A 15,270-nucleotide genomic window follows, 5' to 3' on the forward strand; every position below is an offset into this window, starting at 1 on the left:
GGATGGACACCTACCCACGGCACCTCGACTCCCAAGGACCCCATGAGCAATCTCGGCAACTTCATCTGGTCGATCGCCGACCAGTTGCGGGGCGTCTACAAGCCGCACCAGTACGGCAACGTCATTCTGCCGATGACGATCCTGCGGCGCTTGGACTGCATCATGGAGCCGACCCGCGACGAGGTCCGTGCCCTGACGGCCAAGCATGACAACCCGGGTGCGTTGGCGCTGCAGGTCAAGCGGGCCACCGGGCTGGGGTTCCACAACACGTCACAGTTCGACTTCGCCAGCCTGCTGGCCGATCCCGACGGCCTGCGCGCGAACCTGGTCGACTACCTGACGAAGTTCTCGGCCAACATCGACGTGTTCGAGCGGTTCAAGTTCGAGAACGAGATCGCCACCCTGGATGAGAAGAACCGCCTCTACCTGGTGGTGGAGAAGTTCGCCGAGGTCGACCTGCACCCCGACGTGGTGCCCAACGCCGCGATGGGTGACCTGTTCGAGGAGCTGATCCGCAAGTTCGCGGAGGCCTCGAACGAGGAGGCGGGCGAGCACTACACCCCGCGTGACGCGATCCGCCTGATGGTCGACCTCCTGTTCGCCGAGGAACAGGAAGGTCTGCTCGAGCCGGGCACGGTCCGGTCCATCTACGACCCCACCGCCGGCACCGGGGGCATGCTCTCGGTCGCTGAGGAGCGGCTGCTGGAGCGCAACTCCGACGCTCGCCTGACCCTGTACGGCCAGGAGCTGAACGACCAGTCGTACGCCATCTGCAAGTCCGACATGATCGCCAAGGGCCAGGACTCGTCCAACATCCGCCTCGGCGACACCCTCTCCGACGACCTGTTCGCCGGCCGTACCTTCGACTTCTGCATGTCCAACCCGCCCTACGGGGTGGACTGGAAGGCCGCCGAGAAGTCCGTCAAGGAAGAACGCGCCCGCGACGGCGAACACGGGCGCTTCGGGCCCGGCCTGCCGTCGGTGTCGGACGGCCAGATGCTGTTCCTGACCCACCTGGCCCACAAGATGCGCCCCGAGCACGAGGGCGGCGGACGGGTCGGCATCGTCCTCAACGGCTCCCCGCTGTTCAACGGCGCGGCCGGGTCGGGTCCGTCGGAGATCCGCCGCTGGCTGCTGGAGACCGATCTGGTCGAGGCGATCGTCGCGCTACCGACCGACATGTTCTTCAACACCGGCATCTCCACCTACATCTGGATCCTCGACAACACCAAACGCGCCGAACGCCGCGGCAAGGTGCAGCTCATCGACGCTAGCGGCATGGGCACCAAGATGCGCAAGAGCCTCGGCTCCAAGCGCAAGGAGATCGACACCACCAGCCGCGAACGAGTCCTTGCGCTGTACGACGCGTTCGACGAAGCCGACCCCGACCTGTCGAAGGTCTTCGACACCACCGAGTTCGGCTACTGGACCATCACCGTCGAACGCCCCCTGCTCGACGACAAAGGCGACCCGGTCACCGACCGGAAGGGCATTCGCAAGCCCGATTCGAAGAAGCGCGACACCGAGAACATCCCCTTCAACTACGGCGGCAACACCACCGGCGACCACGGACGCGACGCAACCATCAAGGCCTACTTTGACGCCGAAGTCCTGCCGCACGTTCCCGACGCGTGGATCGACCACAAGAAGACCAAGGTCGGCTACGAGATCCCCTTCACCCGCCACTTCTACACCTACGTCCCACCCCGCCCCCTTGCCGAGATCGACGCCGACCTCGAGAAGCAAGTCGCCAAGATCCTTGAGCTCCTGCGGGAGGTGGAGGGGTGAGCGTCCCGCTTGGCCGATTGGTCGAGATCAACCCGTCCGTTCCCGACTTTGCCGTCGATCCGGAGCGCGAGGTCACATTCGTTCCGCTCGAATGTGTTTGGCCCGACGGGCGAGGTGACTTTTCTCGGCGGGCCTCGGCCGGTTCGGTATCCAACGGCTACACCGTATTCAGCAATGGTGACGTCCTGCTCCCGAAGATCACTCCGACGTTCGAGGCCGGGAGGGTCGCTGTTGCTCACCTAGAGACCGAACTGGGCGCTGGCACGACCGAACTTCACGTGCTTCGCGCGCGGCCCGAGGTTGACCCACGCTTCGTGTCATACCTCTGTCGTAGCCAGCAGTTCTTGCAGGACGGTGCGACACGCCTCCAAGGGGTAGGGAACCTCAGACGAGTGCCGGCTGGCTTTCTGAGTAGGTACCCAGTCGAGGTCGTCGAATACTCGGAGCAGCGTGCCGTCGCCGACTACCTCGACCGTGAGACCGTCCGGATCGACACCCTCATCGATGAGCAGCAGCGACTGATGGAAGTTCTCCGCGAAAGGAGACGAGCGCTTCGAGCGTCTATCGTGAGCATCGCTCGAGGCTCCGGAGAGCCGACGGAGGAAACAGGACTGTTCTGGTGCCCTGAGATTCCGCCAACTTGGTCGGTGGTTCCGCTGACGTCGGTCGCAGAGCTTCGCAGCGGCCACACCCCAAGTCGAACTCGACCAGAGTTGTGGCTCGACTGCCAGACTCCGTGGATAACGCTGAACGACGTCGGCCGACTGTCCGAAAGTTCAGTCATTGCCAAGACGGTCAACCTGATCAGCGAAGCTGGAATCGCAGCTAGTTCTGCCCAAGTTCTGCCAGTGGGAACGGTTGTTCTTTCAAGAGACGCGACCATCGGGAGAAGCAGCATCATGGGAGTCCCGATGGCTACCTCCCAGCACTTTGCAGCATGGATCTGCGGCGATCGGCTACTGCCGGAGTACCTGTGGCTCCTATTCACTGGGGCTATGCAGCCGTACTTCGATTCGTTGACCAACGGGTCGACCCTCCGCACGATCGGTATGAGCATCATCGGCGGGTTCCGCATTCCTTTGCCTCCAGTCTCGGAACAAGTGCAGATCGTCCAAACGGCACGAGATCAAACCGGCAAGATCGACGAACTCATGGCCGAGACCGCGCGGTTCATCGAGTTGTCTCGCGAGAGACGGTCCGCGCTGATCACTGCTGCGGTGACTGGTCAGATCGATGTGCGGGGGGCTGCGTGATGGCGATCTACAACGAGATCGAGTTTGAGTCTGAGATCTGCCAGCACCTGGAGTCAGCCGGGTGGCTCTACTCGCCCACCGATGCCGGCTATGACGCGGAGCGGGCGCTGTTCCCCGAGGACGTGATCGGTTGGTTGGCTGACACCCAGCCTGACGAGCTGGCCAAGATCGTCAAGGCTGGTTCGCCGCAGGAGGCCCAGCAGACTGAACTGCTGCTGAACCGGTTGGTGAAGGTGCTGGACACCCCGTTGAGTAACGGTGGCGGTTCGCTGGCCGTGCTGCGCAACGGGTTCCAATCTGCGCCAGCGCGGTTCCAGATGAGTGAGCCGAAGCCGGAGAACACCAAGAACCCAGCCACCGTCGACCGGCACGACCAGGTGCGGTTGCGGGTGATGCGGCAGGTGCACTTCTCAACTGCCGACCGACGGTCGATCGATCTGGTGTTCTTCGTCAACGGCATCCCGGTGGCGACTGCTGAGTTAAAGACCGACTTCACCCAGTCCGTCGCCGACGCGATGGAGCAGTACCGCAAGGACCGGTTGCCGAAGGACAAGGGCACCGGCCGGGTGCAGCCGCTGCTGGGGTTCGGCAACCGGGCGCTGGTGCACTTTGCGGTCTCGAACGACCAGGTGTGGATGACCACCCGCCTGCAGGGCGACGACACGTTCTTCCTGCCGTTCAACATGGGCCACGACGGTGCCGCCGGGAACCCGCCCAACCCGAACGGGTCCGCCACCATTTACCTGTGGGAGCGGGTGCTGGAACGTGAGGCGTGGCTGAACATCCTGCACCGGTTCGTGCTCGTCGACGGTGACCGCATCGTGTTCCCGCGGTTCCACCAGTGGGAGGTCGTCACACAACTCGTTGCCGCCGCAGCAAGCGAGGGGCCCGGCCACCGGTACCTGATCCAGCACTCGGCTGGGTCGGGCAAGACCAACTCGATCTCGTGGACCGCACACCGGCTCGCGCGCCTGCAGGTCGACGACGCGCCGGTGTTCGATTCAGTCATCGTGGTCACGGACCGCAACGTGCTGGACTCCCAATTGCAGGCCGCGATCCGGCAGCTCGACAAGGGCACCGGATTCGTCGGCGCGATCGACGCCGACGCCGCTCGTCGTGCCGGTGGGTCGAAGTCGGGCCTGTTGGCGAAGATGCTGACCGACGGCAAGCGGATCATCGTCGTCACCATTCAGACGTTCCCGTTCGCGATGGCCGAGATCCGTGCGAACTCCGGTCTCAAGGGCAAGCGATTCGCCGTGATCGCTGACGAGGCGCACTCGTCGCAGTCGGGGCAGGTCGCGGCGAAACTGAAGGCGGTGCTGACTGCCGAGGAGCTGAAGGCTGTTGAGGACGGCGGTCAGATCGACATCGAGACCCACCTGGCCGCAGAAGCATCCGAGCGGGCGGCGAGTGAGAACATCTCGTACTTCGCGTTCACCGCGACACCGAAGGGCAAGACGCTTGACCTGTTCGGCCGCAAGCCCGACCCCGACGACCCGGACAGCAAGCCGCAGGCGTTCCACGTGTACTCGATGCAGCAGGCGATCGAGGAGGAGTTCATCCTCGACGTGCTGCACGGCTACCACTCCTACCGGAGCGTGTTCACGATCGCCGGCAAGGTTGAGGGCGCCGCGCAGGCCACCGAGGTCGACCAGTCCGAGGCCACCAAGCAGGTCATGAGGTGGGTGCGGATCAACCCGCAGACCATCGCGCAGAAGGCCGCGGTGATCGTGGAGCACTTCCACGAGAACGTCGCCCACGTGCTGGAGGGCAACGCCAAGGCGATGGTGGTGTCGGACTCGCGCAAAGCCGCCGTGCGGTACAAGTTCGAGATCGACCGATACCTGGCCACCCGCGCCGCGAAGGACCCCCGCTACGCCTACCGGACCCTGGTCGCGTTCTCAGGATCGGTCACCGACCCCGAGTACGGGCCCGACGACTTCACCGAGGCGAACCTCAACCCCGGTGTCGGCGACCTCGCCGCCACCTTCAACGGCGACGCCTACAAGGTGATGATCGTCGCGAACAAGTTCCAGACCGGGTTCGACCAGCAACTGCTGTGCGCGATGTATGTCGACCGGCAACTGTCCGGGGTGACCGCGGTGCAGACCCTCAGCCGGCTCAACCGCACCCACCGGCGCCCGTCGGGTCTGCGCAAGACCAAGAACGACGTGTTCGTACTCGACTTCGTCAACGAACCCGAGGAGATCCGCGCCGCGTTCGAGCCGTACTACAAGACCGCGTTCCTCGAGACCTCGACCGACCCCAACCTCGTCTACGACATCGCCACCAAGCTCGACCAAGCCGCGATCTTCACTGACGCCGAGGTCGACCAGGTCGCCGAACTGTGGGTGACGGGTAAGGGCAACAACGCCCTGTCCGCTGCAATGGCGCCCGCGGCCAAGCGGTTCGGCGAGCGCTACCGGTCAGCGACCCTCGACGACGACACCGCCGCCCGCGACGAACTCGACATGTTCCGAAAGGACGTCGGCACGTTCGTGCGGGTCTACGACTTCATGAGCCAGATCGTCGACTACGGCGACGCGCACCTGGAGAAGCGCGTCATCTTCCTGCGGATGCTCGAACGCCTCATCAAGAACACCGAACGAACCGTCCCGATCGTCGCCACAACGTTAGGTGCGCTCAGGACGTCTTGATATTCATCTCGGGTGATCCTGGCGGGGTATCTGTGTTGCAGGAGGCAGCCGAAGCGGCCAGCCTGACGCTGCTGGCCCTGCCAGCTCCGTCCCTTCGGCAATTCCGTCCGTCGGGGGAGAGGCCCTTCGCGGACGCGGTTCGGGTCGGGCTCTTTGCGCGAGATCTTTACGACCTACGATCCCCCGTCGTGCGCGGCGGCGACTTCTTCGGGCGGTCGGTGCTGCTGCGACAACTTGAACGGAACATCACTCAAGGACAGACGCACGTAGCGCTCTTCGGCCTACGGAAGATCGGGAAGACCTCATTCCTCTTCCGGCTGCGAGAGGCCTTGCGCAACCGTGAAGCCGGCCTTATCGCCCAAGCAGACCTCCAGCGGTCGAACGCAATCAACCCATCAGCAGACTATTTGCTGTGGCACTTGGGTGAGTCATTGTGGGATGGGAATCGCCGAGTGCGTGGCGTCAGCGATCTCAAGCTGTTCGGCCGCTACGAGACCTATTCTGAGGTGCCAGACCGGGCCAGCGTGTTCGAACTCTTTGATCACGACTTGCGGACGGTCCACGATCGAATTGGTCTGCCCGTCATCATTATGCTTGATGAGATCGAGCGGATGTTTCCTAGTTCAGAGGACTCGGTATGGCGTAAGGACTTCGTACGATTCTGGCAACTTTTGCGAGGTTTTGATCAGGAGCGACCAGGAATCCTCCGCTTCGTTATTTCGGGTACGAACCCGCAATGCGTTGAGAGCCATGCGATCTTCGGTGAAGACAATCCCATCTACAGCTACTTCTCTACGACCTACTTGGGACCTCTCAGCGAGCTTGAAGCACAGGAACTGTTGGGCACCTACGGTGCGCGGATGGGCCTTGAATGGAAGAGCTCAGTGATTGCCCGCGTGTTTGACGACACGGGCGGACACCCCGCGCTCCTGAGGACGTTCGCATCGATGGTGCATCGAAATAGCCACCCGAGGCATGGCTCGGTATCTCCCGCTCTAGAGGAAGCACGGGATACATCGGCGCGCTTCTTGACCGAGCAGGGCCCCTTGCTAGCCCAGATTGTTGCGATTCTCGAGGACCAGTACGCCGACGAGTTTGAGATTTTGCGGACGCTCGCGCTAGGCAAAGTGCATGAGTTTCGAGATATGGCCAGGGCATTCCCTGAGGACACCGCTCACCTGATCGGATATGGACTTTGCGGTCAACCAGACGAGACGACCCGGGTCACCTCACAGCTGCTCCAGACCTACCTTCAACGTCGTGAGAGTTCTGCCCGGCCCGGAGTCGACTCGGGGTCGACGGCAGCAAACATTGTGGGGCAGGTGGTAGACGGCCGATATCGGGTTGAATCGCTGATCTCTGCTGACGGTGGTTTCGCTAACGTCTATCGGGCTGCCAGCTTGGATCAACAGGAGGGCACCCCCTCCGCGGTGGCGCTCAAGGTACTCAAGAACGGACGACTCTCAGTTCTTGAACGAGAGGTCGAAGTTCTTCGGGGATTCGAGCATAAGAACATCGTTCAGTTCGTTGACTCAGGCCGACTGGAAAGCGGGGCGGTGTACCTCGCGATGGAGTATCTCGAAGGGCCCACACTCCGTGCGTACTGCGAAGCTGCGACTCGTCCGTCGGAGCAGCGGTTGATGTCGTGGACGACGGCGCTCATGGGAGCCTTGGTTCATATGCACCCGAAGGAGACTCAACGACGTCGACTTCGTGCAGAGTCGGGGTCGGAGGAGTCAATTCAGGTTCTGCTCGAATCCCGCTACGGCTACGTGCACCGCGACATCAAACCTGAGAACGTTATTGTGACAAAGCGCGGCCCAGTGCTGGTGGACTTCAACATCTCCTCACGAGTTAGCGTCGCCGTTGAAACTGTCAGCGCAACTCCGGGGTACCTACCACCTGAGCTCATAGGCACCTCTTGGTCTCCGAGGGTGGACATCCATCAACTCGGAGTGACACTGCTCCAGGCAGCTGCGGGCGAGTCGCTTGTCGGAGACAACATGGACGATCTGGTTCTCGTCATGCGTTCGAGTGTCTCGCCGAAGACTGCGCAACTTCTGGAGCGGCTTCTCGACACGGGACCGAGCGGCTATCAGACTGCGTTCACTGCTCACCGTGACGCGCAACGAATCTTGGATCAACTCTAAAGCCTGCTGTGCCGGATCGGTCAGGCCACTGCACTGGAGACTCTTCGCAACTTCTCGGCGTCTTCGGCGCCGGAGTAGGGGCCGCCGCGCAGATCTGTAACATTCCTAGTCGGCAAATCGCGCACCAGCGTCGGAGAGGAACTCGTCGTGGCAGTCGAGCAAGTAAAAGCGGCGAGATCTGTGACCTCAGACGAGTTGAAGGCGGTTGCGAAAGCGACTCAAGGAGAGTCGAACCACTTTCGCATCCAAGAGTTCGAAAGCGGCGGGACCCTAGGCCTTAGTTTCGACTCAAGTCAGAGCCCCGCTGACCTGTCCCGAGTTCCCCGGACACCGATGTTGGAGCGAGAATCGCTTCACGAGAGGAGTCTGGATGCCTGCAGCAAAGCCCGAGGAGTTCCGTCGCAGGGCGGTGGAGTTGGCGCGGTCCGGTGACAAGCCGGTGGCGCAGATCGCGAAGGACTTGGGGATCAGCGAGTCCGGTCTTCGCCGGTGGATGGCGCAGGCCGAGGTCGAGAACGGTGAGCGTCCCGGTTTGAGCAAGGACGAGCGGTCCGAGCTGGTGCGTCTTCGTCGTGAGAATCGTGTTCAGGCGATGGAGATCGAGATCCTGAAGCGGGCGTCGGCGTACTTCGCCAAGGAGAACGTCCTCCCAAAATAGGGTTCCGGCTGGTCCACGAGCTCGCCGCGGATGGCTTTGCCGTCGCGGTGATCTGCCGGGTCCTGGGTGTCTCGACGTCGGGCTACTACGAGTGGCGCAGCCGGCCGCCATCGGCGCGTGATGTCGCCGACGCGCACCTGCTGAACGTCATCCGCGAGATCCATGCCGCGTCGCGGCAGACCTACGGGGTCCGGCGGGTCCACGCCGAACTGCGCCTGGGCCGCCAGATCCGGTGCAGTCGCGGCCGGGTCGAACGGCTCATGGTCCTGGGCGGCCTGCAGGGTGTTCACCGCCGCAAATGGCGCCACGCAGGTGGCCGGTCGCCGGCGGTGTTCGAGGACCACGTCAGACGCGAGTTCGTTGCTGATGCGCCCGACAAGCTGTGGGTCACCGACATCACCCAACACAGAACCGTCGAAGGGTGGGTCTACTGCGCTGCGGTGATCGACGTCTACTCCCGCCGATGCGTCGGGTGGTCGATCGCCGATCACCTGCGCACCGAGTTGGTCGTCGACGCGATCGACATGGCCAGATGGCGTCGCAAGCCGTTGCCGGGAACGGTGGTCCACTCCGACCGCGGAACCCAGTTCACGTCCTGGCTGTTCGGCAACCGGCTCCGCGAGGCCGGACTGATGGGATCGATGGGCAAGGTCGCCTGCGCCTACGACAACTCCCTCATGGAGTCGTTCTTCGGCTCGATGCAGATCGAACTGCTCGACCGCCGGAACTGGTCAACCCGCGCCGAGCTGGCCAACGGGATCTTCGAGTGGATCGAAGCGTTCTACAACCCGACCCGCCGCCACTCGAGCCTGGACTACCTCAGCCCAATCGAGTACGAAACCCTTCACACCGCCACCGACCAAGCGGCATGATCAACACACAAGAACCGTCCGGGAAACCCGGGACAGGTCACGCGAGTGTCATCGTTGCAACTGGCCACGTCCCCGGTGCCAGCAGCATGCGCCTGCGGTTCGCCGGGGGCGCTCGAAAGTCTATGGCGATATCTGGTCTTCATCGCGACGCGACGCTGATCGTCGAGGCACGGCAAGACCACACGTCCGAGAGGCCCTGCGTTCGTGTTGAGGCTTCCGTCCTTGGCACGGTGATCGTAGATTCAGCGGAAGCAGTGCGACTGGAGCTGGAAGCTGGCTTCAGAGGCAACCTAGTGCTGCGCGCGGGCGGGCTAGAAGTCTCGATGGAAGGCGAGTGTGTCGGGGTGCTGCACGTCGAGGATGGCTCGGCGGAGGTTGCTGAGCCATCCATTCTCGGGGGGCTATTCGAGACGGTTTACGTCAGCGGCCGCCTCGGCCTGGCGGACGCAGGCCGAGATGCGGAAATTGACCGCCTTGTAGTTGAGGGAAAGGCTGAGCTTTTCGTCGGTAGTTCGAGGGGTGTCATTAAGTCCATCGTTCCCTCGGGTGATCGCGCCGAGCTTTGGATTTCGCCGACGACGGGAACCGGTCGGGATGCAAGCTCCAACCCCGCGGCCAAACTCGGCGTGGCCAGTATCGCTCGTCTGGAACTTCGCTCCAAGCATGAGTGCGCGATAGGAGTGTCAGTGAGTGCTACCGACGTATCCGTCGTGGGGCAGATTGCATTTCAACTCGGGATTGGTGCGACTGCTCGCGGAGTTGAGTTCCGATCGTTTGGGCAGGGCGGCCCGACCTTGTCGGTCGGCCGTCGTGCGGTAGTAGCCGATGTCAGGGGCGAGGTCACGCTCGGAAAGTGCAGCGGGGCGACCATCGATGGGATGCCAGGAAAAGGGTTTCGGATCGCCGCAGTTGCAGCTGCCTCGGGTAGTGGAGGAAGCCACCCCGGCCCTCTCGCCGAGTCGCTGCTGTCGAACTTCACTGTCCCGCGAGGTGTAGACGGACGGAGCATCTTGAATGCGATGGATGACGCCCATCGCCTTGAGCCAGTGACCTCAGACCTGCCCGGCTGGGAGCTTAGGTGGGATTTCACCAGACCCCAGTCGGCAGCCGATCAGCGCGACCTTCGACTCGATGCGGAGCTTCTTCGCAAGCTCCAAGAGCTATCTAGGGAGAAGGGGGCTTCCGGCTCAGCGAGGACAAAGGTCGGATGGTGCGCTCAGCGCCTGAGGCACCGCGTGACATCCGGGCGGGTGGAGCGCTTCTGGCTAGGTCTCTACCGATGTCTCGGGTACGGAGAGCGACCTGGGCCCGCGTTCGCGACTTGGCTCGTGCTCTCCTTAGTTCTTGCTTTCGCCCTTGCGTCTCCGGGAGGCTGGGATATCAGCAACCTCAGCGGCGGGCTGAGGCTGTGGTTCGACCGTGCCATCGGCCCGGTCGGGTCCCTGCTCGGTACAGGTTTAGGCGGCGAGGCGAGCGCCGGTCTGTATCTCATGCGTGCTCTCACTGCGGTACCGCTTGTGGTGGGTGCGCTTTCGCTGCGCAACTACGTACGAAGCCCAGTGTGATGAATATGGCCCGGCGCGAGGTATAGGTCGGTCACCCGCGGTCTCCCCATGGGTCAAGATCCCACCGCCACCGAATTTATGCTTGGACTGGAGATCACTGGATCTCCAGTCCACTCACGACCCTAGTCCGCAGGCTCGGGCTGCGGAACTCGGCGCACTACCCGAACCGCGACCGCAACTCCGTCTTCAGCAGCTTCCCGCTCGCATTCAACGGCAGCGCCTCCACGAACGCCACCGCGGTCGGGCACTTGAAGTGCGCCATGCGTTCGCGGGCCCACTCGATCAGCTCGGCCTCGGTGACGGTCTGACCCGGCACTGCGACGACGACCGCGAGGGGTGACTCGCCCCAGCGCTCCGAGGGCACGCCGACGACCGCGACCTGGGCCACGGCCGGGTGGCCGGTGAGCACGCTCTCGATCTCCGCCGGGTACACGTTCTCGCCGCCGGACACGATCATGTCCTTCAGGCGGTCGTGCAGGTACAGGTAGCCGTCCTCGTCGAACGAGCCGCCGTCGCCTGAACGCAGCCACCCGTCGGGCGTGATGCTCGCATCGGTCGCGCCCGGGTTGCGCCAGTAGCGCTTCATCACGTGGCCGCCGCCGATCAGCACCTCGCCACGCTGACCCGCCGGCAGGTCCTCCAACGTCTCGGGGTCCACGATGCGCACCGGCACGTTGGGCATCGGGCGGCCCACCGACCGCAGCCGGTGAGTGGTCGAGCCGTCCGTCGCGTGGTCCTCGGGCGACAGCATCGTGACGCCGCCGGTCGACTCGGTCAGGCCGTAGCTCTGCAGGAATTTGCAGCCCATCACGGCCGTGGCCTCCCGCAGCACCGACTCGGGCATGGGGGCTGCGCCGTAGATCATGTAGCGCAGGTGCGACCAGTCGGCCTCGTGCACCTCCGGCAGCGACATGAGGAACTGGATGACCGTCGGCACCGCCACCGCGTGGGTCACCCGGTCCTCCTGCAGGATCCGGCACAGGTCGGCCGGCGACGTGGGGTTGCGCAGCAGCAGTGCGCCACCGTTGAGATTGGTGACCAGCGCCAGGCCCAGGCCCGACACGTGGAAGAACGGCACCGGCGCCAACGCCACCGCCGTGGTGTCCAGCTCGAGCAGGTAGTGCATCGCCGCCAGCGCCTGACCCAGGTTCGGGCCGGTGAGCTCGATGCCCTTGGGGCGGCCGGTGGTGCCGGAGCTGTAGAACATCAGCGCCGTGTCGTCGGGCCCGCGGCGGTAGCCGGGGTCGGTGTCGTCCACGCCGTCGAGCCAGGCGTCGTAGCTGCGGCTGTGCGGGCCGTCGTCCACCGTCACCACGGTGTGCACGCTCGCAACCGCGGCGGCCACCTCGGCCAGCCGCTCCTGCTCGGCGCCCAGCACCACCACGGCCGGTTCGCCGTCACCCAGGATGTAGTCGACCTCGGCCGGGGCCAGGCGGAAGTTGAGTGCCGTGGGGATCGCGCCCATCTTCGACGCGCCGTACATGACCGCGAGGAACGACGGTGCGTTCTCGCCGATGTACGACACCCGGTCGCCGGCCACCACGCCGTCGCGCAGCAACGCCTGCGCCACCCGGTTGGCCTCCAGGTCCAGCTCGCGGAACGAGGTGGTGCCGGTCGGCGTGATCACCGCGGGCAGGTCCGGTGTCGCGGCCGCGCGCTTGCGCAGGATGTCGGCCAGGTCCTCCACCCGGGTTCCGTCGGCATGCAACGAGTAGTGCGGGTCCTTGTACTCCGGCGGCGTCGGCACGCTCACAGCCTGAGCAAGAGAATCGGTCACTGGGCACCTCCGAGGTGGAACGGGGCGAACACCGGCGGCTCGAAGATGCCGGCCGGGGCGGCGACCACGTGCTCGATCGCGCGCAGGGCCGGGCCCGCGGTGATGTACTGGCCGGCCGTGGTGCGCACGCCCGGCTCGTCGGGCTCGACCATGTTGAGCGTCACGACCATCTCGGGCTTGCCGAAGAAGTGGATCGTCCACTCGTCGCGGCCGGCGTAGTCCGGCAGGTCGGGCTCCATGGTCCAGATGATCGCCAGGGTGAGGAACGGCTTGCCGCCCACCATCGCGTGCCAGCGCCACTCGGTGCTGCCCACGGTGCCGGCGGCGATGTGGCCCGCGGCGACCTCCAGGTCGCGGCTGGCGGGCACGACCCGGTGGTCGGGCACGACCTCGTCGTACGTGACCCCCATGCGCTCGCACATGAACGCGATCGTCTCCAGGTACAGCGACGCGTAGAGCGTGGGCAGCGGGCCCGAGCCGTCGAGCTTGGCCGGGTCCGAGCCCATGCCCATCACGGTGAACGCGAAGTCCGGGTCGGGCATCGAGCGGGCGTCGAGCACCTCGTCGATCGTGATGCGGTCCAGGGTCACCGACGCCCCGGTGAGGCCCAGGGCCAGCCGCTCGCCGATGATGCCGGGGCTGACGCCGATGCCGAACAGGGTGCTGTCTCCCGCGTGGCAGGCGTCGAGGAACATCTGCTCGCGCTCGGGGCCGTGCGCGCGGGGGAAGTGCTGGCCCGCGGTGGTGATGACGTTGATGCCCTCGCGCAGCAGGCGCAGCAGGTCGTGGTCGTGCTTCTCGTACGGCACCTGCAGGCGGGGGGCGTGCATGACGACCTGCGGACGGGTGGCGATCAGCTCGTCGAGGTCGCGGGTGGCGGTGACGCCGGTGGGGTCGCGGCGGGCGATGTCGCCGGCGTCGCGGCCCACCTTCTTGTCGCCGTAGACGTACAGGCCCACCAGCTCGAGATCCGGCCGGTCGATGACGCCGCGCAGGATCGTCTTGCCCACCGCGCCGGTCGCCCACTGGGCGACGCGAAGGGGAGCGGTCATGCCTTCGTGCTCAGCTCGGACATGAACAGCAGCTTGCCGAGGCCGCGCTCGTAGCGGACCGGGTCCATCGCCATCCGGGCGCGGGACTCCACGGCCATCTTGTCGGTGTCGGCGGTCCACTCGCCGCGCTCCATGGCCTTCAGGCCGGCCACGGCGATGTCGCGCGGGGCCTCCTTCTTGCCGTCCACGTGCGCGGCCATGCGGGTGTCGACCGAGCCGACGATCAGCGAGGTGACGCTGATGCCCATCGGCTCCAGCTCGGCCCGGGCGATGCCGCCCAGGTACAGCGCGGCGGCCTTGGCGGGGGAGTAGCCACCCATGAACGCGGTCGGCGCGAGGGCCGCGACCGAGAGCACGTTGACGATCGAGCCGCCGCCGTTGCCGGCGATCACGGGCGCGAACGCGCGGGTCGTCATGAGCGGACCGAAGTAGTTGACCTCCATCTCGCGCCGGGCGGCGTCGGGGTCGTCGGTCATCACGAGGCGGGTGTTGGCGTGCAGGCCGGCGTTGTTGATCAGCACGTTCGCGTCGGCGCAGCTGGCAGCAGCGGCGGCGATGTCGTCGGGGCTGGTGACCTCGAGGCGCACGATGTCGGCGCCGGTGGCGCGCAGCTCGTCGGTCACGTCGTCGGGGTCACGCACGCCGGCGTAGACCTTCGCGGCCCCTCGGGCCAGCGCCTCCTGCACGAAGCCGAGGCCGATGCCGCGGTTGGCGCCGGTCACCACCACGCGGGCGCCCTCGACGCGTGCCCCTTTGAGCGTGCTCATGCGTTCTCGCCGAAGGAGCGGTAGACGAGGTCGTCGGGGAACTTCTTGCTCTTCACCAGGTTCGACGGGTCGGTCAGCAGGCCGTAGACCCAGCCCTCGGAACGCTCCATGTCGTGGTTCCAGTCCCAGCGCAGCGCGCGGTGGCGCAGGCCCCAGCGGCCGTCGACCTTCTCGAGGTCGTCGAGCAGACGGGCGCCGCACAGCGAGTCGCCCACCGTGCCCTCGGGCGTGCGCACGCGGGCGAAGGCCAGCACGTACGACTCGGCCTGGGCGCGGTCGCCGTCGAGCTCGATGAGGATGTTGGTGGTCACGTGGCTCGACACGCCCTTGGGGTGCGAGAGCGCCTCGGCGACCGAGTCGATGTAGTCGTCGGCGGTGCCGGTGAACACGCCGCCGTGGTCCTCGGTGGCACCCGGCAGGTAGCAGGCGCGGGCCGTCTCGACGTCGCCGCGGTCGACCGCGCGCATGTAGCGGACCAGCAGCTCGGAGATCTCCTGCTTGTCCAGCAGGGCCGCGAGTCGTGCGTCGATCGTGGGGGGCGAGGTGGTGGTCACGGCGCGGTGTCCTTCCGGTCGGGGAGGGGGTCGCCGTCGTTGACGACTCACTCTGGTTACTGTAGTAATGTGTATCACATTGTTAACTGAAGTGTCATCGGGTGGGAGCGGTCGATCCGCCACCCGAGCGGCCGCCCACGAGGCGCCCACTTCACCCGTACCGGACCACCACAGGGA

11 protein-coding genes are annotated in these 15,270 nt (G+C 65.1%); 7 read left to right on the top strand and 4 right to left on the bottom strand.

Annotated elements, in window-relative coordinates:
• Nucleotides 1-42 precede the first annotated feature (42 nt).
• The 7 genes from HMPREF0063_RS00720 (at nt 43) to HMPREF0063_RS16465 (ending at nt 10,943) form a co-directional block, all read left to right on the top strand.
• A complete protein-coding gene (locus tag HMPREF0063_RS00720; protein ID WP_007076718.1) occupies nt 43-1,788 on the top strand; it encodes a type I restriction-modification system subunit M in 1,746 nt (581 codons plus the stop codon).
• Entirely contained in the window at nt 1,785-3,041 is a 1,257-nt protein-coding gene (locus HMPREF0063_RS00725; RefSeq protein ID WP_083788821.1) for a restriction endonuclease subunit S, read from the top strand. The genes HMPREF0063_RS00720 and HMPREF0063_RS00725 overlap by 4 nt, the downstream gene beginning before the upstream one ends.
• The gene (locus tag HMPREF0063_RS00730; protein ID WP_083788822.1) at nt 3,041-5,698 is read left to right on the top strand and encodes a type I restriction endonuclease subunit R; all 2,658 of its coding nucleotides are present in this window, start codon (nt 3,041-3,043) and stop codon (nt 5,696-5,698) included. Before HMPREF0063_RS00725 ends, HMPREF0063_RS00730 begins: the two co-directional genes overlap by 1 nt.
• A gap of 188 nt (nt 5,699-5,886) precedes the next feature.
• Nucleotides 5,887-7,848, top strand: a complete 1,962-nt coding sequence (locus HMPREF0063_RS00735; RefSeq protein ID WP_040320003.1) for a serine/threonine-protein kinase — start codon at nt 5,887-5,889, stop codon at nt 7,846-7,848.
• Between the two features lie 370 nt (nt 7,849-8,218).
• On the top strand, nt 8,219-8,506 hold the full coding sequence (locus tag HMPREF0063_RS00740) for a transposase (protein ID WP_007076722.1): 288 nt from the start codon (nt 8,219-8,221) through the stop codon (nt 8,504-8,506).
• Nucleotides 8,507-8,553: 47 nt separating this feature from the next.
• A complete protein-coding gene (locus HMPREF0063_RS00745; RefSeq protein WP_007076723.1) occupies nt 8,554-9,378 on the top strand; it encodes an IS3 family transposase in 825 nt (274 codons plus the stop codon).
• Between the two features lie 86 nt (nt 9,379-9,464).
• Nucleotides 9,465-10,943 carry a hypothetical protein gene (locus HMPREF0063_RS16465; protein WP_156793991.1) on the top strand — a complete coding sequence of 493 codons (1,479 nt, stop codon included), beginning with the start codon at nt 9,465-9,467 and terminating at the stop codon, nt 10,941-10,943.
• Nucleotides 10,944-11,100: 157 nt separating this feature from the next.
• Here HMPREF0063_RS16465 and HMPREF0063_RS00750 read toward each other — a convergent pair whose 3' ends face one another.
• Genes HMPREF0063_RS00750 through HMPREF0063_RS00765 form a run of 4 tightly spaced genes read right to left on the bottom strand, consistent with a single transcriptional unit; the run spans nt 11,101 to nt 15,093 of the window.
• Nucleotides 11,101-12,690, bottom strand: a complete 1,590-nt coding sequence (locus HMPREF0063_RS00750; RefSeq protein ID WP_211208744.1) for a long-chain-fatty-acid--CoA ligase — start codon at nt 12,688-12,690, stop codon at nt 11,101-11,103.
• A gap of 26 nt (nt 12,691-12,716) precedes the next feature.
• On the bottom strand, nt 12,717-13,772 hold the full coding sequence (locus HMPREF0063_RS00755; protein WP_007076726.1) for an NAD(P)H-dependent amine dehydrogenase family protein: 1,056 nt from the start codon (nt 13,770-13,772) through the stop codon (nt 12,717-12,719).
• On the bottom strand, nt 13,769-14,539 hold the full coding sequence (locus HMPREF0063_RS00760; RefSeq protein WP_040320004.1) for an SDR family oxidoreductase: 771 nt from the start codon (nt 14,537-14,539) through the stop codon (nt 13,769-13,771). Before HMPREF0063_RS00760 ends, HMPREF0063_RS00755 begins: the two co-directional genes overlap by 4 nt.
• Nucleotides 14,536-15,093: a nuclear transport factor 2 family protein gene (locus tag HMPREF0063_RS00765; protein ID WP_007076728.1), complete on the bottom strand. Its 558-nt coding sequence runs from the start codon at nt 15,091-15,093 to the stop codon at nt 14,536-14,538. The genes HMPREF0063_RS00760 and HMPREF0063_RS00765 overlap by 4 nt, the downstream gene beginning before the upstream one ends.
• Nucleotides 15,094-15,270 lie beyond the last annotated feature (177 nt).

Source organism: Aeromicrobium marinum DSM 15272, assembly GCF_000160775.2.
Classification (GTDB): Bacteria; Actinomycetota; Actinomycetes; order Propionibacteriales; family Nocardioidaceae; genus Aeromicrobium; species Aeromicrobium marinum.

Coding starts and splice junctions, on each gene's coding strand:
- HMPREF0063_RS00720 (WP_007076718.1), top strand. CDS start 43: ATGAGCAATCTCGGCAACTTCATCTGGTCGATCGCCGACCAGTTGCGG.
- HMPREF0063_RS00730 (WP_083788822.1), top strand. CDS start 3,041: ATGGCGATCTACAACGAGATCGAGTTTGAGTCTGAGATCTGCCAGCAC.
- HMPREF0063_RS00740 (WP_007076722.1), top strand. CDS start 8,219: ATGCCTGCAGCAAAGCCCGAGGAGTTCCGTCGCAGGGCGGTGGAGTTG.
- HMPREF0063_RS16465 (WP_156793991.1), top strand. CDS start 9,465: ATGCGCCTGCGGTTCGCCGGGGGCGCTCGAAAGTCTATGGCGATATCT.
- HMPREF0063_RS00755 (WP_007076726.1), bottom strand. CDS start 13,772: ATGACCGCTCCCCTTCGCGTCGCCCAGTGGGCGACCGGCGCGGTGGGC.
- HMPREF0063_RS00760 (WP_040320004.1), bottom strand. CDS start 14,539: ATGAGCACGCTCAAAGGGGCACGCGTCGAGGGCGCCCGCGTGGTGGTG.